The organism is Daejeonella sp. H1SJ63 (assembly GCF_029360775.1).
In the GTDB taxonomy this organism is placed as follows: domain Bacteria; phylum Bacteroidota; class Bacteroidia; order Sphingobacteriales; family Sphingobacteriaceae; genus Daejeonella.
Genome location: NZ_JARKMZ010000002.1, coordinates 1 through 22,180 on the forward strand (window position 1 = coordinate 1; position 22,180 = coordinate 22,180).

Sequence of the window (22,180 nt, forward strand, 5' to 3'; positions counted from 1 at the left end):
TCCCTAAACATCGTTTTTGAAAAAGATGATAAACAACTACTTTTAGCTGCTTAAACCGAACTCACGTTATATTAATAATTTTTAACCTTAATTAATCAGACATTTATGTTTAGGCAATCACAAACATTTCTCGCAGGTCTTAGTCTCCTTCTGATATTTAATGCCTGCATTTCACAAAAGCCGCGTAGTTCTGTATCAGATTCCGGCCCTAAGGCACCTGCAGAATTTCGTGCAGCATGGGTAGCAACGGTCGCTAATATTGATTGGCCCAGTAAACCCGGACTCAGCACAGAGAAACAGAAAGAAGAAGCAATTGCATTGCTGGATTTTTTGAAATTAAATAATTTCAATGCGGTGGTTTTCCAGGTGCGCCCGCAGGCAGATGCTATGTATAAAAGTGATCTTGAACCGTGGTCTTATTATTTGAATGCAGAGGTTGGAAAAGCGCCATCTCCATATTATGACCCCCTCGAATTTTGGGTAGAGGCTGCTCATGAACGGGGTTTAGAGTTGCATGTATGGCTTAACCCATATAGATCACATCACAAAAGTGCCGGGCCGGTCAGCGAAAAGTCATTAGTCAAAACCAATCCGGGACTATCAGTTTATCTGAAAGAGGGATACTGGTGGATGGATCCTGCGAAAAAGGAAACTCAGGATCATACTACTGCTGTGGTAATGGATATTGTCAAGCGTTATGATATTGATGGAGTTCATTTTGACGATTACTTTTATCCTTATCCGTCTTATAATCACAATGAAGATTTTCCTGATGATGAAAGCTGGAAAGCTTATCAGGTAAAGGGAGGTAAACTTTCACGCAGTGACTGGAGAAGAGAGAGTGTTAATAATTTGATTCAAAGACTGTACAAAGAGATTAAGGCAGAGAAGAAATATGTTAAGTTCGGACTTAGTCCCTTTGGGATCTGGCGACCAGGGTTTCCTGAATCTATTGCGGGCTTTGATCAGCATGAACAGCTTTACGCAGATGCACGTCTTTGGCTGAATAAAGGTTGGATAGATTATTTTGCACCTCAACTGTACTGGGAAATCAATAAAATTCCGCAGAGCTTTCCGGTATTACTGGGATGGTGGGCTGGTGAAAATCTGAAAGAACGTCATCTATGGCCGGGTATTAGTGTTAATAAAGGCGGGGGTGATAAAAATAATGATGAGATCGTAAATGAAATAATGATCTCACGTGGAATACTTCCGAAGAGCAAGGGTATTATTCACTGGAACATTTCACAGTTAGTTAAGAATCCGGGGCTTACAGGTGCAATTCTGAATGGTCCATACAAAAAACCTGCTCTTGTTCCTGCCAGTCCATGGCTTGATAATGTAGCACCTGAATCTCCGTTGGTCAGCATTCAGAATGATGCAGACAGGATAAAGCTGCTCCGGAATCCTGCTTCTGAGAGAGATATATTTCGCTGGGTAGTATATTACCAGTATGCAGACAGATGGGATTACCAGATTTTGAACAGCAAGGATAGTTCATTCGAATTGGCTCTTCATTTGGAAGAGCCAATAACTACCGGTCAGCAGCCGGCTGGAACTGTACAGAAAACAGTACAATTAAAGCGGGTTCTGGTTTCAGGGGTAGATCGTACCGGGAATGAAAGTGCGAAAAAAGAGGTATACCCGATGAAATAAAAGCCGGAATTTGCTGATAAAAAAAATCCGCAGAGCAGTCTGTGGATTTTTTTTATGGAATTTTCAGATATGTTTTAAATTACTTTAGTGCGTTTTTGATAGGCCTGCACTCTTGTATCATTGGGTTTAATATCAGTAATTAAATAATCAATGGAGTTGAGTCCGCAGACTTTCATTTTTTGAACAGAATTAAGTTTTTCACTGATGCACATAATTGCAGATATTGAGGAGCATTTGATCATTGCTTTTTTAACCTGAACAACTTCCCAGTCAGAATCGCTGATACCTTCTTTTACATTTATACCATTTGCACCTAGGAAGCAAATATCTACACGTAATTCAGACAGTTCGCTTATTGCTTTAGAACCCATGCTGACCTGAGAACCCTTATTTAATTCACCTCCGATAAGAATTACAGTTAATAATTTCTTTTCAGCTAATTCAAGGGCTACCAGTGGGCTTATTGTAAAAAATGTTGCTTCCAGTGTATCAGGAATTAATCGTGCCATTTCAAGCATCGTGGTTCCGCCTCCTGTAAGAACTATCATGCCCTCTGATATCAGGCTTATAGCTTTTTTGGCTATTTCTCTTTTTGATTCCTGAGCATAAATCTCAATTTCTTTAAATGGAGAATGGAATGATTTTGATAAAGCCCCGCCATGTACCTTCAGGATTTTTCCATTTTCAGCTAATTCATTCAGGTCCCGTCTTATGGTATCTTCAGAAACTTTCAACTGGAAACTGAGATCGGAAGATAGAACCTTGTTGTGTAAATTCAGTTGCTTTATTATGTATGCATGACGTTCTTTTTTTAACATCCCGCCAACAATTACATCCTTCATTCTAATTTATTACTTATGCCTGTTTTAAAGCATTAATATAGGTTTTAAATCTTAATTTAATGAAATATGAATTCATTTAAAGTAAAAAATCTTTGCGTTCTGCAAAGATTTTTTACTTTAAACAGATTATTGTGCCGGATATTAAAACAGCTTAAATCCTACACTTAAGTGAAACAGGTTTTGTTTCTGGTTGTATTTCTCACTTTCGCTGATATTACTCATGCCTGCTTCATAGCGAAGATCCACGGTTAAATTGCCCAGATCTACTCCTCCACCGGCCTGAATACCCAGAGCCTGATTTTTATAATTGCCAAAATCAGATACCTGGCTGTATGCAGAAGGAAAGGTTGTTTTATCATCTATCTTAAATGAAATAACAGGTCCGGCCATAAAGCGAAGGTTTAATTTATCTACACCGATCTTTGTTCCAAGAAGCAGAGGAAGATCAAGCGTGGTAAATTTTACCTTGGCTTTTTGTTCAACAGTTTCAGCGGTAGTTTGAATCATTGTGTATTCAGTGCCCTTGGTTCCAAGATACAATTCGGGTTGAAAATAGATGCCGGTAGCGCCTGCACGTGCAAAAATTCCGGCCTGATAGCCCATAATATTGTTTTCATCAGTGAGGTTGTCTTTGGTTTTCAAAGAAGAATAGTTAACGCCTCCCTTAATTCCTAATGAAAATTTTTGTGCATATGCCGACAAACCTGTGATTAGCAGCAGGCATCCGGCCATTAATAATTTTTTCATGATCTTATGGTTTTGTGTAAATCTCAGTTTTATTAAGCAATTTTTATTCCAAAATCCTTGAATTATTCATTAATACGAAATAGCTTGAAATTTGTCGGGATAAAATTTAATTTTGTGCAAATTTGAACCATGGCAGAGATCAGCATTAGCAATTCAGAGTGGGATCGTTTGAAGGTAAAAGTAAAACGTAAGTATAATCATCTTAATGATGAAGATCTTGCTTATCAGCAGGGTCAGGAGGAGGAGTTGATTACCCGTTTGATGGCAAGATTGAAGCGTAAAAGAGAGTATGTGGTTTTTACCCTGAAAAAGGGGATGCTTCATCTCGAAACTAACCGTCTCTGATTTAGCTGTTGTCTTTCATTAGACAGGCAGATTTTCATTTCTTCTTCATTAAAGCATAGCTTTTTCGTACTTTTAATTATCATAATTTTAAAGTATGAATAATCCTTCCGGTTTAAAGCCCGTCAAGACTAAAATCAGAAAGGGAATTATAGTCGGGGCGGTACTGATTTCGATATTCTCTTTTTCATTTGTTGAAGACCTTTTTCAGGTTTCAAAGAACCTTGCAATATTCTCTGCAGTTTATAAGCAGCTTAGTATCAATTATGTAGATGAGGTGAACCCCTCTGAGGTGATGAAGACAGGTATAGATGCGATGCTGGAAGAACTCGATCCCTATACCGAATACATTCCCGAATCTGATATTGAAGATTATAAGCTAAAGTATGTAAGCACTCAATACGGAGGGATTGGAGCCACAATTTCAAACAGAGGTGGTAAAGTTATTGTAGCTGAGCCTTATGAAGGCTTTTCTGCTCAAAAGGCAGATCTTCGCGCGGGAGATGAATTGCTCGCAATAAATGGCATTGAACTTAAAGGCAAAAATAATGAACAGGTAAGCTCAATGCTTAAAGGCTCGAAGGGCACTGCCGTTAAACTGCTGATTCAAAGACCCGGGATTGCCAAACCAAAAGAAATCAATATTATCCGTGAAGAGATAAGGCAGGCTAATGTGCCATATTATGGTATGCTCGACAATAATGTAGGGTATATCAAGCTGGATAAGTTTCTGGAAAATTCTGCAAAAGAAGTTAAGGATGCACTTTTTGAACTTAGAAAAAATAATCTTAACGGACTGGTCCTCGACCTTCGTTTTAATGGCGGGGGCATTTTGCAGGAAGCTGTAAAGATTGTAAATCTTTTTGTCGACAAAGACGTTACTGTGGTGATTCAAAAAGGCAGAAATAATGAAAAGACCCTTAGCTATAAAACCTTTAATAGTCCTGAAGAGCCTGATCTTCCCCTTGTAGTATTGGTTAATAATCGTTCAGCTTCAGCTTCTGAGATTGTTGCCGGTTCACTTCAGGATCTGGACAGAGCCGTAGTAATCGGACAACGAAGCTTCGGTAAGGGTTTGGTTCAGCAAACATTTAATTTGCCTTATAACAGTCTGGTAAAGGTTACTGTTGCAAAGTATTACACGCCATCAGGCCGCTGTATTCAGGCATTGGATTATACACATCGTGATTCAGACGGAATTGTTTTGAAAGTAGCTGATTCATTGATCACCGAATACAAAACCAAAACAGGAAGATCTGTATATGATGGTAGCGGAATTTACCCGGATATTTTTGTCAAACCCTTAAAATACAGTCTCATTACTCAGACGCTGGCATCCCAATATCACATATTTGATTTTGCTACTCAATACCGTATTGAACATGCAAGCATTCCTGATCCTAAAAACTTTAAGCTTTCTGATGCCGATTACGATAAGTTTATTGCCTTTCTTTCTAAACGCGATTATAATTACAATACCCGGACTGAACGCCTGTTGAATGATTTACGTGATGAGGCCGATAAGGAAAATAAGTATACAGATATTAAGCAGGAGTTTGATGCCCTGAAGGCAAAAGTAACTTACAGTAAAAAGAATGATCTTATTTTGTTTAAAGAAGAAATCAGTAAGGTTCTTGAAGGTGAGATCGTTTCACGTTATTATTTCGGGAAAGGGAGGCTAAAGCAAAATTTCAAATATGATAATGAGCTGAGTGAATCACTGAAAGTTATTTCCAATAAATCTGTTCTCGCATCTATCCTTAGCGGAGAAGGAACTTATAAATCTATAGGTAAACCTGGTGAGGATTATTCAGCCAGTGTCGGAAAATAATATCTGCTACCGGTTGCCAGTTAACAGATAACAGACAACAGATACCGCTACTGCCTGGAAGTCAGTCCCATATTATAAAGCATAAATGCCCATTTATCTGCCTGTTCCTCAATGATTTTAGCTGTAGGTTTTCCTGCACCATGGCCCGCATTAGTTTCAATTCTGATCAATGCCGGACTACTGCCCGTATGATATTCCTGTAATCTTGCTGCAAATTTGAAAGAATGTGCGGGAACCACACGATCATCATGGTCTGCAGTAGTGATCATTGTTGCAGGATAAGATACTCCGGGTTTTAATGCGTGATAAGGGGAGTATTTAAGCAGGTATTCGAACATCTCTTTCGACTCTTCTGCCGTTCCGTAATCAAAGGCCCATCCTGCTCCGGCTGTAAATTTATTGTATCTGAGCATGTCCAGAACACCAACTGCCGGAAGTGCCACTTTAAAAAGTTCCGGTCTCTGGCTCATTACCGCAGCAACCAGTAGCCCTCCGTTTGATCCTCCTGAAATGGCCAGATAGTCTTTGGAGGTATATTTATTGCTGATCAGATATTCGGCAGCAGCAATGAAATCGTCAAATACATTTTGCTTATTCATTTTTGTCCCTGCAATATGCCATTTCTCACCGTATTCTCCTCCGCCACGCAGGTTGGGTACAGCATAAATTCCGCCCTGCTCCAGTAATACTATGTTTGATGTGCTGAATACAGGACTAAGGCTGACACTGAATCCGCCATAGCCATATAAAAGCGTCGGATTTTTGCCGTTCAGCTCTATACCTTTTTTATAAGTGATGATCATAGGTACTTTGGTTCCGTCTTTTGAGGTATAGAAAATCTGCTTTGACTCAAACCGTGACGGATCAAATTCAACACCTGCTTTTTTGTACTCTACAGACTGACCACTTGCAATAATGTATCTGTAAATTGTTGGAGGGTAGATATATGAAGTAAAAGTATAGTATAATTCTTTTTCAGTCTTTTTTGCATTAAATCCACTTGCCGAGCCAATACCCGGCAGAGTAACAGTTCGCTCAAGATTCCCTTCCATATCATATTGCATCACCATGGAAGTTGCATCTTTCAGATAATCAGCAAATATTCTGCCCCCTCCGGTGCCTGCAGTAAGTACGTTTTCAGTTTCCGGAATCAGATCTTTCCAGTTTTCGGGTGCCGGGTTTGAGGCATCAACCGTAACTATCTTATAATTTGGGGCATTCAGATTGGTATGGATATAAAGTTTATTGTCTTCACTGGCAATTACGGTGTGATCAGCCTTAAAATTGTTTACTACTTTTACAATTGGGCTTCCAGTTTTGGAAAGATCCTGAATATAAAGTTCATTTCCGGTGGTTGATTCTGCCGCAGTAATAACCAGAAATCGCTGATCTTCTGTTAAATCTGCACCAATGTATCTTCGTTTGTTTTCCTCGCCGCCAAAGATCAGTTTATCGTCTTTTTGTTGGGTTCCGATCTTGTGGAAGTATAATTTATGATGCTGGGTAAGACCGGAAAGCTGACTGCCCTCTTTTGGTTTATCATAACTGCTGTAATAAAAGCCTTCATTTCCTTTCCAGGCTAATCCCGAAAATTTAACATCAATAAGTGTATCGCCTACGATTGAACGATCGGCGGTTTTAATTACGAGCACTTTTCTCCAATCAGAACCACCCTCAGATATCTGATAGGCAGCCATACTTCCATCTTTCGTAAATTCAATCCCTGCAAGAGAGGTGGTGCCATCCTTCGAAAAGGTATTCGGGTTAAGAAACATCTCCGTTTTGCCTTTATCTTTTTGCCTGTAGAGTACATACTGATTTTGCAATCCGTCATTTTTATAGAAATAGGTATAGGCTCCCTCTTTAAAAGGCGCAGTATATTTCTCGTAGTTCCATAATTTTTCCAGCCGGGTTTTTATTGCTGTTCTGAATGGTATTCCAGACAGAAAATTCTGAGTGACTTTATTTTCAGCTTCTACCCATGCTTTTGTTTCAGATGAACGATCGTCTTCAAGCCAGCGATAAGGATCTTTAACAGTAGTTCCAAAATAGATGTCGGCAACTTCAATTTTATTGGTTTTGGGGTATCTCATCGAATTTGTGTTTGGGCTTGTATGTTGGGCTATTCCGAAAAAAGGACATGCCAACAGGCTTGCTGCAATGATAAGTTTTTGAATCGGATACATAATATTGGGGGTAGCTTGGGTGCAAAAATAAAAGAAGAAGATTTATTTTCTATCAGATACAAGTCAATTGTTTTTTAGTTTACAGGCTGAATGACCGCCGGCCTGAATCTAAAATTTATGTACTTTTGAGACCATGTCAGCAGGTAAAATATTTTTTGCTTCCGATTTTCATTTCGGAGTTCCAGATTATCAATCCAGCCGTGAGCGTGAAGACCGGGTAGTGAGATGGTTGGATCAGATTAAATCTGAAGCTGCTGAGATCTACTTTTTAGGTGATGTGTTTGATTTCTGGTTTGAGTATGGGGCGGTAATCCCCAAAGGGTTTATCCGCTTTCAGGGAAAACTTGCAGAGCTGGTGGATTCAGGAATTAAGATCACTTTTTTCAAGGGCAACCATGATATGTGGATGTTCGATTATTTCAAAAAGGAATTGGGCATTGAAATAATTTCTGATGAACTGATTCTGGAGAGGGGAGGCAAGAAATTTTATCTGCATCATGGCGATGGATTAGGTCCGGGAGATTCTAAATATAAACTACTGAAGAAAATATTTCGCAGCGACTTTTGTCAATGGCTTTTTGCACGTATTCATCCCAATCTGGGTATAGGTATCGCTAGTAAATGGTCAATGAGCAGCAGGCTTCAGAATAATAAAAAGGAAGAGTTTAGGGATATCTCTGATGAGTGGCTGGTCAGTTATTCAGAAGATTTGCTGCAAAGGGAGTATTATGATTATTTAATATTCGGTCACAGACATCTTCCGCTTGATATTCAGCTGGGACGAAGCCGCTACATTAATCTTGGAGAGTGGATCAATTTCAATTCTTATGCGGTGTTTGATGGCGTGAATATGGAGTTGAAGTATTTTGAAAACTCTCAGCATTAATAACTGGCTAATGTTATTCTCTTAGGCATTAGCTCATTCCATAATTATTATCCAAAAAAGGCGTATTTTTGCATCCTTGATTTTAAAATCCTTTTTCAGAGGCTTTTAATCGAGGTTTTGAAAGAAAATTATGTTAGACAAATTAGAATTAATAAAAGAGCGCTGGCAGGAAGTTGAGCGGGAGCTGAGTAATCCGGCTACCATGAGTGATATGAAGCGTTTTGCCCAGTTAAACAAAGAATACAAAGACCTTACAAAGATTGTAGATGAATACAAGATCTACAGCAATGTAATCAGTAATATTGAAGCGAATAAGGAAATTCTTGCCAATGAGAAGGATGATGAGCTGCGTGAAATGGCGAAGATGGACCTGGATGAATTGCTTCCACGTCAGCAGGAGCTTGAAGAAAAGATCAGAATAATGCTGATTCCGCAGGATCCGGATGACAGTAAGAACGCAATTGTTGAGATCCGTGGTGGAACCGGTGGAGACGAGGCTGCACTTTTTGCCGGAGATTTATACCGTATGTATACCCGTTTCTGTGAGCGTAAAGGCTGGAAGATGGAGGTTGTAGATGTAACTGAAGGTACTGCGGGTGGATATAAAGAAGTTATTTTCAATGTAAATGGTGAAGATGCTTATGGTCAGTTGAAATATGAATCGGGTGTTCACCGTGTACAGCGTGTTCCTGATACCGAAACTGCCGGCAGGGTACATACTTCTGCGGCTTCTGTGGTGGTTTTGCCGGAGGCGGATGAGTTTGATGTACAGGTCAATATGAATGATGTAAGAAAGGATCTGTTTTGTTCTTCAGGGCCGGGCGGGCAGTCGGTAAATACAACGTATTCAGCAGTTCGTTTAACGCATATACCTACCGGAATTGTAGCGCAATGCCAGGATCAGAAGTCACAGTTAAAGAACTTTGATAAGGCTTTTGCGGTTTTGCGTAGCAGGATTTATGAGATGGAGCATGCTAAAATGCTGGAGGAGACTTCTAAAAAGCGTAAAACAATGGTTGCAACCGGCGACCGATCGGCTAAGATCCGGACCTATAATTATCCGCAGGGAAGGGTAACTGAGCACCGTATCGGACTGACAATTTACAATCTTCCGAATGTTATGAATGGAGATATTCAGGAAATTATTGATCAGTTACAGCTTGCAGAGAACGCTGAAAAGATGAAAGAGGGTTCATTTGCCTGATAGATTCTGGTGTAATCGGGTCTTAATTTCAATCAGATTTGAATGTTTTTTATTGAAAATAAGCAACTTACACTAATATTGAAAATTAAGAATTTTATTATTTGCACTATATAGGTTATTGCCGTATATTTGCCTCACTTTTAAGAAAAACGGTTAGCCGTTGATTAAAAAAGGATGATTCCGTAGCTCAGCTGGTAGAGCATTACACTTTTAATGTAGTGGTCCTGGGTTCGAATCCCAGCGGGATCACATAGTAACGTGCGTAGCACGAGTAAAATAATTTCTCTGGGATGAGAAGTTTATCCTGATGAAAATCAGGGAATCCCAGCGGGATCACAAAAAAATTGTATCTTTCCTGAGAAATCAGGAAATAGCCCTGAAAGCAGATATGATAAAGAAAAACGGACCGGTAGTTCAGCTGGTTAGAATGCCGCCCTGTCACGGCGGAGGTCGCGGGTTCGAGTCCCGTCCGGTCCGCTCAATAAATGCCTTAAAACCGTCAGAAATGGCGGTTTTTTGCGTTTTAGAAAAACCGGACAAAAACCGGACAAAACGGATCTGACGCAAAAAGTGTGGACTAAGCATATATTTTAGTTAGTCTGAAGAGAGAGAAAAACCCGACTCGTTGCGGAATCGGATTAGTTCTGGTTTTTGTGATCATTTACCAAACCCATTTCAAAAATTGGCACTTTCGATTAGCCCCAATTTTTTCTTGTGTAGGGTTTTTAGTAATATAATTAATCACAAAAAAATTATCCTGATTTACAATCCTTCCAACATGTCCAATTATTTAAATATTATGGACATGTTGGAATAATGTGTTCATATTTATTTGTTGAGTAGCCGGCGCAAAACTTCACGACTTTCGTTCCTTGTCCGGTACTAAAATACGCCCCCCAAAACCTTATAGGTTTTTAATTAATGTGGATTAGATATTCCGGGCAGAATGTCCTTTTAAACTGCGATTAATTTCCTTTATAATGTTTTTCCCTTAGGTCATTTTCATTATCCATCGCCGGACCCTGAATTATTTTTCTCCAATCTATCTTATAATTATATTTTTTCATTGCTTTATCCCAGTCAAAAATTAGCTTGTCAGGGAATTCAAATTCATAGGGGCTTAAATCTGGTTTTGAGGTAAAAAAATCGTCTAATAAGCTTGCGGTTACATCATATTGATTGACATACGGAACCCCTAAAACATTATAAATCACTTTCAGGATGGATCCGAAATTGGCATGCGTTTTTGAAACAAAATTTCTCTTTACATACGGACCGGCCATCATTAAAATACTTCTATGTGCATCCAGATGATCAACACCGCCCTGTGGGTCATCTTCAGTAACAATTACAAGCATATTTTTCCAATAAGGTGTTTTGCTTAAAAAATTTAAAGTCCTGCCGAGGGCTAAATCATTATCGGCCATAAATGATTGAGGGTATGGATATCCATCTTCCGGCCTGATGCCTGCACCATGATCATTGGGTAACATCATAGTAATGAGTTGAGGTAAGGTATCTTTCCCATTTAGCCACAGTTTAGCGAATTCTTCCTCAAATTGCTTAACCCTGTATTGATCCGGAATATTGGTATTATATCCGGCAAAATTATGAGATGTCTTTCTCCATAATGCTTTTTGCATAGGAACCATTACAATATGTGCCGCTCCTGTTAAAGTATCCGTCCACGCTTCCCGAACGTGGGCAGTTTCATTTGCCTGTCCGAAGTTATAATAGGATATATTTTTTCTTTCCAGGGCCTCCCATAAACCACCTGTTTCTGCATAATCTTCGGGATCCATACTTCCTGTAGATCCGGGAAATCTTCTTCCTGGTGCGGAAGAAAATAGTTTTGCTGTTTTGCTTACGCTTGAGTTACTTTCTACCCATTCATTCGGAATAACCCCCAACATCCAATGATGGCCATGGATTGATGCATCACTGTCGCAATAAAAATTATCACTTACGGCAAACTGAGTTGCAATTTTAATGTGATTTGGACTGATGCTAACACGTTTGGTATTTGCACTATCGAGCTTAACCAAAACATTATTCCCGTATCTGGCCAGACTAGTGTCTCCTCTCACATTTTTAACCTGACTTAAAACTTCATCAAAAGTTCTGTTTTCTTTGGTGATATATACAATATGCTTAATGGGTGATGTTGAACTTCCGGGTGTTGTTGGTAACACGCCTGTACTTGTGTTTTTTAGCTTGATATAGGTATTGCCGATAACCTCTCTGGTGTAAATTTCCAGTTCTTTTTCGTTCGGATTCTTTACTTTTTGAAAGGTCCCTAATTGAATGTCTCCGATATAAGTACCCTGTGGAGGCTTAATAAAATTCTTTCCTCCATTCGGACCGGCACCATAACCTCTGCAGGAAATGATATATATATCTGATTCTGTGGCAGAAAGTTCCACTCTTGTTGGTCCCCAGCCTGTTGGAATTAGTCCTCTGGTAGCCCCAGAGTGGGTATCGATAACAGCCACTGCATTGAACCCCAATAATGAAACATACAGTGTTCTCTGATCCTTGCTTAGCGTTAAGCCAAAGGGTACCAAACCGCGGTATTTATTAAGGTTTGTATCAACTTTTATGGCTATATGTTTTATTATTTCACCACTTTTATAATCAATAACTGAGATATTATCATTGCTTGCATTACTTACATAGGCATATTTATTTCCAACTGCAATAGAGTTTGGACTTGATCCTCCCACAACCTCCGCATCCTCAATCCATTCTCCTAACAAATAACCCGTTTTAAGCTTTTTGATAGTTTTGTTCTTTATTAAATCAATAACGAATACACTCATTGCTTCTTCCGAATTCGGATCTCCCAAACCGGGAATTTTCTTTCCGTCAATTACTGTTCCTTCGATTGATTCTTTGGTATTATTAGGGAAAGGATGCCAATTGATCATTTGCCGATTAATATTTTCCGGAGTTGTTCCATCAACTAAAGGATAGGAATACATACCCACATTGGCTACCAATGCCGTTTTAAAATCAGGCGAAAGTGCTAATCCAAATGGCTGTCTCCCGGTTGGAATAGACGCTGTAATTGCTTTCTTTTTTAAATTAATTCTGACTAATCTGAAATTGCCTCTGTCTAATACTAATAATTCTTCCTTTCCGGGATTGTAAACTAAATCGCTGGTAAAACTATCCTCATAAGAAGTATTTCCAAATGTTCCATTCAAATTAATTTTATCCAGAACTTTGAAATTTTTATAATCATAAACTATAACAGTTCCTTCATCACCTCCGCTCAGATATACGATGTTTGAGTTGGGATGAAAAGCTAAACCCAAAAAGGAGCCCTTTTTTAAAGCGGGGTCATATTTATTTTCATAATCAGGAATACGTGTTGAATGCATGTCTGATAATGAAATAATACTTATTACCCCATTGTGTAAAGCGATTGCAGTTTTCCCATCCGGAGAAATTCGAAGGCCAAAAGGATCATGAGTAATTTGGATTGTTTGGCCAGCCGGACTTACATACCTGCCACTGGGTAGTACTGATTTTCCATCAGGTTTAATTGATGCATACTCTTTAAGACCCGGAACCGAAAGGTAATAATTTTCTTGTTCCTGCGATTTTAACCCTGAAATACTACAGAAATAAAACAATAAAGTAAATACAAGGCCAGATTGATATGTTTTCATTTGTTAAGTTTTAGCATAGGTAGTAAACAAAATCAAAGTGGATATTTCCGACCTGTTAAGTAATTATGAACATTTCGGGTACAATTTTTTTCACTGTTTTATTAATGAATTCATGATTAGGAAACTATTATGATTTTATTAAAATAGAGTGTAAAAGAAGTGTAAAAAAAAATTAATGAGGCCTTTTAGTCATAAAAATAAAATGATTAGTTAATCAAAAGGTTATACTGTCGGGCAAACTTTGTTCTTAAATAATCCAAACTAATACACGATGAAAATGAAACAGAACTCAATGATTTTTTTAAAAAAATTCATTCTTCTGGTATTAATTTTAGCTTTTTGTGCCCAATCTGATGTTTTTGCACAAAACCAGCTAAAAGGAATTGTCAGAGATTCAAATAAACTGGGTCTTCCGGGAGTAAGTGTGAAAATTAAAGGGACCTCCACTGGTGTCGTTACCGATGCTGAGGGTTCTTTTACAATCAGGTCTGAAGTAAAGCAGGGAACATTGCTTTTTTCTTACATAGGGTTTTTGACACAAGAGGTTTCAATTGACGGAAGGTCAAATTATGAAATCACGTTAATGGAAGATGCTACTGCCCTGAATGAGGTAGTAGTTACAGCATTAGGTATTAAGAAAGATATCCGGCGTTTGGGCGTTGCCATCCAAACCGTGGATGGAGCTGCCTTAGTTAAGGCAAGAGAGCCTAATGCTGTAAATGCTTTGGTAGGAAAGGTAGCAGGTTTAACAATTGGAACACAGCCTGAATTACTAAGAAGACCCAATATCTCTCTGAGAGGTAACAGGGATGTATTGTTTGTTGTAGACGGGGTGCCAATTAATTCCGATACCTGGAATGTTAGTGCAGATGATATCGAAAGTTATTCTGTATTAAAAGGTGCTTCAGCTGTTGCACTTTATGGTTCAAGAGGAAAAAGCGGAGCGATTTTAATTACAACCAAACGTGGCTCAAAAGATAAACGAGGATTCCAGGTAGATTTTAATTCATCAAATATGATGGATAATGGATTCTATGCAATTCCGGAAACTCAGGATGAGTATGGCCCCGGTGATCATGGGAAATACGCCTTTGGTGATGGCCGTGGCGGGGGCTTAAATGACGGTGACTATGATGGTGGTTGGGGTCCAAGATTTGAAGGACAGTTAATTCCTCAATATGACTCACCGGTAGATCCTGTAACCGGAATCAGACAGGGAACACCATGGATTGCACGAGGTAAAGACAATCTTAAAAGATTTTTAGATCCGGGTATTCTTTCAACGAATAATATCTCTGTTTCTTCAAGCGGAGAGAAATATAATCTGAGATTTTCTGGTTCTCATATTTACCAGAAAGGTATTGTTCCAAATACTAAACTGAATATGACAAATTTTAACATTACATCTGATTATCAATTTTCAGATAAATTAAAATTTGAAAGTAGTTTACAATACAATCGTCAGTATACTCCGAATATTCCGGATGTCAATTATGGTCCAAACTCTATTATCTATAACATGACTTTATGGGCCGGAGCTGACTGGAATGTTGACGACATGAGAAATTACTGGCAGAAAGGTAAGGAAGGAATTCAGCAGATCTATGCTGAATATCAACGCTATAATAATCCTTACTTTATGAGCTATGAATGGTTAAGAGGGCATAATAAATCAGATGTGATTGGCCAGGCCTCAATGACCTATAAGTTTACTCCATTTTTAGATTTATTATTACGTACTCAGGTAACAACATGGGATTTAATGAGAAATGAGAAAATGCCTTATAGTGCGGGAGCCTATGGTAGGGATGAAAGAAGAGGAGATTACCGGGAGGATAGACGTAGTTTATTCGAAAACAATACAGATCTTCTGGTTCGTTTTGATAAGGATCTGGTTAAGGATTTGAATGCGAAAATATGGACCGGAGCCAATATCAGGACGTTTAATTATAACTCTCAGTTTGGAACCACTGATTATCTAAATGTTCCGGGATTGTACAATTTTTCTAACTCAGCAAATCCGGTAAAAGTCTACAATTTTAACTCAAATATGCGAGTGGTATCTGCCTATTACTCAGCAGATTTTACTTATAAGGATTGGTTAACGGTTTCCACTACAGGTAGAGTTGACAAATTGTCGACATTGCCACAAGGCAATAATACATTCTTCTATCCCTCTGTAGCGTTATCTACCGTAGTTTCTGACTATTTAAAATTGCCTTCTTTTATTTCATTTTTTAAGCTGAGAGGATCTTTGGCGAACGTTAAAGACGGGTTAACCCAATCAACAATTGGAACCACTCCGGCAGATAGTTATCCTTTGGGTTATGGCGATCAGTATTACTCGCCTTATGATGGCCCTACTTACCAAAACTCTGCTTATTATAGTACTCCGTTTACCTATAATAACCAACCTTCTGCAAGATATACCAATGTGTTAAATAATCCGGAGTTGCAACCAAGCAGTACTTCGCAGTTTGAATTTGGGGGTGATTTAAGAGTTCTGAAAAACAGGATCGGTTTAGATTTTAGTTATTTCAAATCGGATGAAGGGCCTAGAATTTTCAATCTCCCAATTTCTACAACAACTGGTTATTCATCTGCACTTGTAAATGGTATTAAAACTCAGAAAAATGGATTTGAAATTGCATTAAATGCATCTCCGTTCAAAAATCCAAATGGCTTGTCGTGGGATGTAACTGCTAACTATTCTACTTTCAAAGAAACCCTGAAAGAAATCTATCCGGGTGTAAGCAACTTAAATACCTTCTTTAAGGTGGGCGATCGATTAGATAAATTTTATGGAAGAGCATTTGTAAGGAATCCGGATGGAGAAATTGTTAATGACGCATCCGGACGTCCTATTTATAATCCTGTAAACCAATTTTTAGGATATATCAACCCTGATTTTGTTTTAGGGGTAAATAACAGGTTTTCCTACAAAAATGTCTCAATGAGCTTTCAGTTTGATGGAAGATTCGGAGGTGTTATATCCAATTATATCCAGAGACAAACTTACAGGGGCGGTCGTCATATAGGTACTGTAACAGGTGAAATGGGTGCGGCCAGATATCAGGATTATCTTGGTGTAAAAGCATGGGTTGGAGAAGGAGTTCAAATTGCTAATGGCGCAGCTATTAAGTATGATGCTGATGGCCGGGTGACTAATTTTTCTGAACTGACCTATAAGAAAAATGATACCAAACAGTTTGTACAGGATTATGTAAGCCGTTATTATAATTCTGATGAAGGCAACCTCATGAACAGAACATTTGGAATGTTAAGAGAAGTGGTAGTTGGATATAACTTCCCGGCAAAATGGTTCAATCATAAAGTTCAGGCTTTTAGTGTATCTCTTGTTGGAAGAAATCTTCTGTATTTCGCTGAGAAGAAAGATATCGATTTGAACCAATACATAGGTGATGGGGGTTCAGGTTTACAGACACCATCAACAAGAAGATATGGCGTGAATCTTAACATCACATTCTAATTTTTTTTAAAAAATATATCATGAAAAGTTTAAAATATAGCTTAATCCTAATGCTAATGATCACCTTCATGGGTTGTGAAAAATCTTTTGAAGAATTAGAAGTGGATTCTAACCGACCGGTAAGCGTTCCGGCTTCACTGGTGCTTCAGTCGGTTCAGTACGACATGTATAATAATACCGGACGTGCCTTTAGTGCAGAAATGCGTTGGAATCAATTTTATTGTTCCAATTACAATTATTATGCAACAAATGAATATCAGTGGTCAGAAATGCCTAATCATTTCTTTAGCCTGAAGAATGTGATTAAAATGGAAGAGGAGGCGAGAAAAGCAGGTTTGGAGGCTGTTAATCCATATTCTGCAGTAGCTAAATTTTATAAAGCTTTCCTTTATGATCAGATGACCAAACGTGTTGGAGATCTGCCTTTATCTGAAGGTTTGCAGGGTATAACTGTGCTTAACCCTAAATATGATACCCAGAAACAGGTTTATATTCAGATTTTGAAATGGCTAGAAGAGTCTAATGCAGATTTAAGTTCATTAATAACAAAGGGCAACCAAACACTAACAGGCGATATTTATTACGGAGGCGATTTGAAAAAATGGCAAAAGGCTGTAAATGTTTTTCATTTACGAATGCTTATTCAGTTGAGTAAAAAAGAAGCTGATGCAGATTTAGCTGTTAAATCGAAGTTTGCCGCAATTATTTCAAATCCCGTAAAATATCCATTAATTTCAAGCTTAGGGGAGAGTCTTCAGTTCATTTCAAATCAATATAATAAGTTTCCATCTAACCCTGATAATTTCGGGTTTGATGCAACCAGACAAAATATGTCGAGGGCTTATATAGAAAGATTAACAGAGCGTAATGACCCCAGAGTAATGGTAACCTGCGAACCGGCAGGATCTCAACTTAAAGCAGGGAAACTACCTTCAGATTTTTCAAGTTATGTTGGTGCAAGTTCGGGAGAAGATTTAGCAGATATGTCTTCTAAGGCAGGAACATCAAATGGTGCTGATTTTGCTCCGGGACAATATTCATTTCAAAACAGAAAAAGATATTATACAAATTATGTTGGAGAACCTACTTTTTTAGTTGGTTATCCTGAAATGTGCTTCAATATTGCAGAAGGCCTTCATAGAAACTGGGCAAGTGGTAGTGCCTCTCAATGGTATGAAAATGGTATAAAAGCATCTATGGATTTTTATGGCATTAAGAATGGCTCCAATACAATGACCTATTCAAGAAACGGTAGTAAAGAAGCTTCAGATGCAAGAACGTTTAACATTGATTTTAATCTGAATGATTATTTAGCTCAGGCAAATGTTAAATACGAGGCCGGGAATGCAGGTCTGGAGAAAATCTTAACTCAGAAATACCTTGCTTTCTTTATGAATTCAGGTATGGAGGCTTATTTTAACTGGAGAAGAACCGGTTATCCTACATTCTATACAGGTGTAGGTACAGGAAATTCAGGCAGAATCGCCTTAAGGTGGATATACCCGCTTTCAGAACGTACCACTAACTCAGCAAATTATAAAACTGCAATAGATGCTCAATTCGCTGGTAAGGATGACATCAATGATCTGATTTGGCTGCTGAAATAGTAAGCCTTTGCTAAGATAAAAAAGACGGGATATCATATTCCGTCTTTTTTGTTTATATGACCCTAATAATGGCTTAATATGCCTTTTGTTTCTTCGCTCTGTAAACAGGTTTATTTTGAGTTCTGTCTTGAGTTATACAGCCTGATAAATTAAAGTTTCATTTGATCTTAAAGTCATTTAGTATTTAATGCTAAACATATCTCTGAATGAATAAATCTACTTATGCCAGGTTTGAAGGTTCCGGAAATAAATTGGAATTAATGCAGGATGAATTACCTGAATTAAAAGAGGGCGAGATTTTAGTAAAAAATACTTTTACAACACTTTGCAGAAGTGATCTGTATACCTATCAGGGGATCAGAAAAGAAAAGACTCCTACAATTCTTGGGCATGAAATAACAGGATATATTGTAGCCTTTGGCCCCGATTGTCCAAAGTTCGACAACAGAGGTGAAAAGCTGAAGCCAGGAGACCGGATCACATGGGCAATCTATGCCAGCGATCCTGAAGACCCAAATTCAAGAAAGGGCTTTCCTCAAAAGGCAAAAAATATTTTTAAATACGGACACGAACAGATAACCGGAGAAAGTAATTTTCATGGCGGCTTATCTCAGTTTACTATAATCAGGAAGCATACCCCAATTGTAATCTTAAAAAAAATAGTTTCAGATCAGGTTGCAGCCTTAATTAATTGCTCTGTTGCTACCATGGCTGCAACAGTCCGCTTAGCCGGCGATTTGAGAGATAAGCATGTTTTAATTTGTGGCGCGGGAATGTTAGGGATTATTGGTAGCGCAATGGCATCTACATCTTCAGCAAAGACTGTTTCCTCACTTGACATCGATAATAACAGGCTAAAGATTTCAAAATTATTCGGTTCAAAGTATACAGGGAATAATGTTAATGAGTTTAAAAGAAAGTTTGACATTATTATAGAAACAAGCGGTGTTCCCGAAGTGATGACTGATACGCTTCAGCAGCTTGAAATTGGAGGGGTGGCAGTTTGGGTTGGAGCAGTTTTTCCGCAAAATGATCTTAAAATAAATGCTGAGTTTATCGTCAGAAATCTGATTACCATAAAAGGTCTGCACAATTACAATGATTTTGATTTAATATCAGCAGTTGATTTTATTGAAAAAAATATTGATGTTTTTGATTTCAGAAAGCTTATAACTGCCGACTTCGATTTACAAAACGTCAATCAGGCTTTTGATTTTGCCGTCAATCAAAAGCCATATCGGGTAGGTGTTTTTATACCCTGAAATTTCTGATTTGATCACATTCCCCCCATTAGATTTAGAGAATTTATGAAAGTATTGCAGAATAAGATTAGCAGGGAGGATTTTAATTTTTTAGTAACAGCATCTTTCGCAGCATTTATTACCTATTTGAGTATGTATGCTTTCAGAAAGCCGTTCACGGCAGCCACTTTTGATCAATTGTCCCTCTGGGGAGTTAATTATAAAATTTTGTTAATTATCTCCCAGCTGGTAGGATATACCTTATCAAAATATATTGGGATTAAAATAATTGCTGAATTAAAGCAGGAAAACAGGACAAAGACATTAATTTATCTGATGTTATTTGCCTGGATTTCTTTGTTCCTGTTTGCTATAATACCATATCCATTTAATTTCCCCTTTATGTTTTTAAACGGACTGCCATTGGGGATGATCTGGGGAGTAGTCTTTAGCTATCTTGAGGGAAGAAGATTTACCGAACTGTTGGGTGCTGTAATGGCTTCGAGTTTTATTGTTGCTTCAGGATTGGTTAAAGGCGTCGGAAGATTTTTGATAGATCAATGGGCTGTGTCTGAATTGTGGATGCCATTTTTTACCGGCCTGATTTTTTTACCGGCACTTATATTCGGGGCTAAACTTTTACACAGATTGCCCCCTCCAGGTAAGGAGGATATCATATTGCGCACCGAAAGAGTACCAATGAATTATACCGACAGGAAACTGTTCTTTCAACGTTTTATGCCCGGTATCATTTTCTCAGTATTGATTTATGTGGGGCTCACTATTTTCAGAGATCTGAGGGATAATTTTGCTATTGAGTTCTGGACCGGATATGGATATTCAAATACGCCGGCTTTATTGATTTTTTCTGAAATTCCGATTGCAATTGTTGTATTGATAATAATTGCATTAATGATTTTTATCAAAGACAATAAATATGCCTTCTTCATAAACCTTACTGTCAACCTGTTCAGCGGCATATTTTTATTGGTAATTACGGTATTGTTAATGCTCAATAAATTTGATCCCGTATACTGGATGATTCTGGCAGGATTTGCAATGTATTTACCCTATATTATTTTTCATACTGTTTATTTTGAACGTTGGATAGCTTATTTTAAAATCAAAAGTAATATTGGTTTTCTGATGTATATTTCTGATGCGGCAGGCTATTTAGGAAGTACTTTGATTTTATTGTTTAAAAATTTTAATCCGTATCAGATCAGCTGGATAGATTTCTTTAAAATAAGCGGATTAATTACTTCTCTTCTGATAATCATATTGTCGTTACTAACCTTTTTCTATTTTAAAAAACAACATCTCAAATTTTATAATAATGTATTATGAACAACAGATCAGCAATTATAGTTGGAGCCGGAATTTTAGGTATGGCAACTGCAAGAGCTCTGGCTTTAAAAGGGTTTAAGGTTAAGGTAATTGAAAGGTCTCAATTCTCAATTGGAGCATCCATTAGAAATTTTGGAATGCTCTGGCCAATTGGTCAACCTGATGGCCAACTCTATGAAAGGGCAATCAGATCCAGAGAAATCTGGAAGGAATATTTAAATGCTGTTTCCATTCCATTTAATTCATGCGGAAGTTTGCACTTAGCTTACTCTAAGGAGGAATGGGATGTTTTAGAAGAGCTGTCTGATATTTTCAGGGAAAGCGGAAGACCGGTCAACCTTATCAGTCCTGAGCAGATTGGCGATAAATTTGATGGGATAAATCAGACTGATCTAAAAGGAGGTTTATTTAGTAATGATGAAGTTATTGTCGATCCCAGAGAAGGTATCCGTAATCTGCCCCTGTATTTGTCTCAGAATTATGGAGTTGAATTTATCTGGGGTACCGCAATTTCAAGAGTGGATTCAGGATCTGTTTATTCAGGATCAAAAAGATTTGATGCAGATCTGATTTTTATTTGTTCAGGAGCAGATTTTGAAGTGCTTTATCCGGAAGTTTTTAAACAACAGCAAATTACAAAATGCAAATTGCAGATGATGCGCTTTGTTTCAGATAAGCCCAATTATAAATTAGGAACTTCAATCTGCGGCGGCTTATCTCTGTTGCATTATAAAAGTTTCACAGCATCAAAAGCACTTGATAAGTTAAAGGTTAAGCTACATGACGAATTACCTGAATACATAAAATGGGGTATTCATGTAATGGTCTCGCAAAATATGCAGGGAGAGTTAACGGTAGGCGACTCTCACGAATATGGATTAGATTTTGATCCGTTCGACAAACATTATATAAATCAATTGATTATGGACTATTTAAAGAACTTAATAAAAATTGATCAGTGGAAATTAATTGAAACCTGGAATGGTATTTATCCAAAAATGACCAATGGTAAAACAGAGCTGCATCTTGAAGCAGATAAGGGCGTTCATATTGTAAATGGAATTGGAGGAAACGGAATGACTTTATCCTTTGGTTTTGCAGAAGAAATTATAAATAAAATTTAAAAT

The 22,180-nt window shown here is 37.9% G+C and carries 14 protein-coding genes and 2 tRNA genes; 12 read left to right on the forward strand and 4 right to left on the reverse strand.

The window, feature by feature from the left end; all coding sequences use genetic code 11:
- The first annotated feature begins 105 nt into the window (after window positions 1–105).
- The gene (locus tag P2W72_RS00880; RefSeq protein WP_276358967.1) at window positions 106–1,656 is read left to right on the forward strand and encodes a family 10 glycosylhydrolase; all 1,551 of its coding nucleotides are present in this window, start codon (window positions 106–108) and stop codon (window positions 1,654–1,656) included.
- A gap of 74 nt (window positions 1,657–1,730) precedes the next feature.
- Here P2W72_RS00880 and P2W72_RS00885 read toward each other — a convergent pair whose 3' ends face one another.
- Both P2W72_RS00885 and P2W72_RS00890 read right to left on the reverse strand, forming a co-directional pair.
- Window positions 1,731–2,474 carry a DeoR/GlpR family DNA-binding transcription regulator gene (locus P2W72_RS00885; RefSeq protein WP_276359151.1) on the reverse strand — a complete coding sequence of 248 codons (744 nt, stop codon included), beginning with the start codon at window positions 2,472–2,474 and terminating at the stop codon, window positions 1,731–1,733.
- 165 nt (window positions 2,475–2,639) lie between these two features.
- A complete protein-coding gene (locus P2W72_RS00890) occupies window positions 2,640–3,245 on the reverse strand; it encodes a porin family protein (RefSeq protein WP_276358968.1) in 606 nt (201 codons plus the stop codon).
- A 129-nt stretch (window positions 3,246–3,374) separates the two neighbouring features.
- On the opposite strand from P2W72_RS00890, the gene P2W72_RS00895 reads away from it, so the two are divergent.
- Both P2W72_RS00895 and P2W72_RS00900 read left to right on the forward strand, forming a co-directional pair.
- Entirely contained in the window at window positions 3,375–3,590 is a 216-nt protein-coding gene (locus tag P2W72_RS00895; RefSeq protein ID WP_276358969.1) for a hypothetical protein, read from the forward strand.
- A gap of 94 nt (window positions 3,591–3,684) precedes the next feature.
- Window positions 3,685–5,418 carry a S41 family peptidase gene (locus P2W72_RS00900; protein WP_276358970.1) on the forward strand — a complete coding sequence of 578 codons (1,734 nt, stop codon included), beginning with the start codon at window positions 3,685–3,687 and terminating at the stop codon, window positions 5,416–5,418.
- Window positions 5,419–5,465: 47 nt separating this feature from the next.
- On the opposite strand, the gene P2W72_RS00905 is transcribed toward P2W72_RS00900, so the two are convergent.
- The gene (locus P2W72_RS00905; protein WP_276358971.1) at window positions 5,466–7,511 is read right to left on the reverse strand and encodes a prolyl oligopeptidase family serine peptidase; all 2,046 of its coding nucleotides are present in this window, start codon (window positions 7,509–7,511) and stop codon (window positions 5,466–5,468) included.
- A 226-nt stretch (window positions 7,512–7,737) separates the two neighbouring features.
- Here P2W72_RS00905 and P2W72_RS00910 point away from each other — a divergent pair, with 226 nt between their 5' ends.
- The 4 genes from P2W72_RS00910 (at window position 7,738) to P2W72_RS00925 (ending at window position 10,171) form a co-directional block, all read left to right on the forward strand.
- Window positions 7,738–8,490 carry a UDP-2,3-diacylglucosamine diphosphatase gene (locus tag P2W72_RS00910; protein ID WP_276358972.1) on the forward strand — a complete coding sequence of 251 codons (753 nt, stop codon included), beginning with the start codon at window positions 7,738–7,740 and terminating at the stop codon, window positions 8,488–8,490.
- 130 nt (window positions 8,491–8,620) lie between these two features.
- Complete coding sequence (prfA, locus tag P2W72_RS00915) at window positions 8,621–9,694, forward strand: peptide chain release factor 1 (RefSeq protein ID WP_276358973.1); 1,074 nt, start codon at window positions 8,621–8,623, stop codon at window positions 9,692–9,694.
- Between the two features lie 176 nt (window positions 9,695–9,870).
- Window positions 9,871–9,943: transfer RNA gene (locus tag P2W72_RS00920), tRNA-Lys, on the forward strand.
- A 154-nt stretch (window positions 9,944–10,097) separates the two neighbouring features.
- Window positions 10,098–10,171 (forward strand) — tRNA-Asp (locus P2W72_RS00925).
- A 488-nt stretch (window positions 10,172–10,659) separates the two neighbouring features.
- On the opposite strand, the gene P2W72_RS00930 is transcribed toward P2W72_RS00925, so the two are convergent.
- Window positions 10,660–13,368 carry a bifunctional YncE family protein/alkaline phosphatase family protein gene (locus P2W72_RS00930; RefSeq protein ID WP_276358974.1) on the reverse strand — a complete coding sequence of 903 codons (2,709 nt, stop codon included), beginning with the start codon at window positions 13,366–13,368 and terminating at the stop codon, window positions 10,660–10,662.
- Between the two features lie 277 nt (window positions 13,369–13,645).
- Between P2W72_RS00930 and P2W72_RS00935 the strand changes: the two genes are divergently transcribed.
- From P2W72_RS00935 to P2W72_RS00955, 5 genes are all read left to right on the forward strand, one after another.
- Window positions 13,646–16,858: a SusC/RagA family TonB-linked outer membrane protein gene (locus tag P2W72_RS00935; protein ID WP_276358975.1), complete on the forward strand. Its 3,213-nt coding sequence runs from the start codon at window positions 13,646–13,648 to the stop codon at window positions 16,856–16,858.
- Between the two features lie 20 nt (window positions 16,859–16,878).
- Window positions 16,879–18,465 carry a SusD/RagB family nutrient-binding outer membrane lipoprotein gene (locus P2W72_RS00940; protein ID WP_276358976.1) on the forward strand — a complete coding sequence of 529 codons (1,587 nt, stop codon included), beginning with the start codon at window positions 16,879–16,881 and terminating at the stop codon, window positions 18,463–18,465.
- A gap of 206 nt (window positions 18,466–18,671) precedes the next feature.
- Entirely contained in the window at window positions 18,672–19,727 is a 1,056-nt protein-coding gene (locus P2W72_RS00945) for an alcohol dehydrogenase catalytic domain-containing protein (RefSeq protein ID WP_276358977.1), read from the forward strand.
- A 45-nt stretch (window positions 19,728–19,772) separates the two neighbouring features.
- On the forward strand, window positions 19,773–21,053 hold the full coding sequence (locus P2W72_RS00950) for a DUF5690 family protein (RefSeq protein WP_276358978.1): 1,281 nt from the start codon (window positions 19,773–19,775) through the stop codon (window positions 21,051–21,053).
- Window positions 21,050–22,177: a TIGR03364 family FAD-dependent oxidoreductase gene (locus P2W72_RS00955; protein ID WP_276358979.1), complete on the forward strand. Its 1,128-nt coding sequence runs from the start codon at window positions 21,050–21,052 to the stop codon at window positions 22,175–22,177. The genes P2W72_RS00950 and P2W72_RS00955 overlap by 4 nt, the downstream gene beginning before the upstream one ends.
- Window positions 22,178–22,180 lie beyond the last annotated feature (3 nt).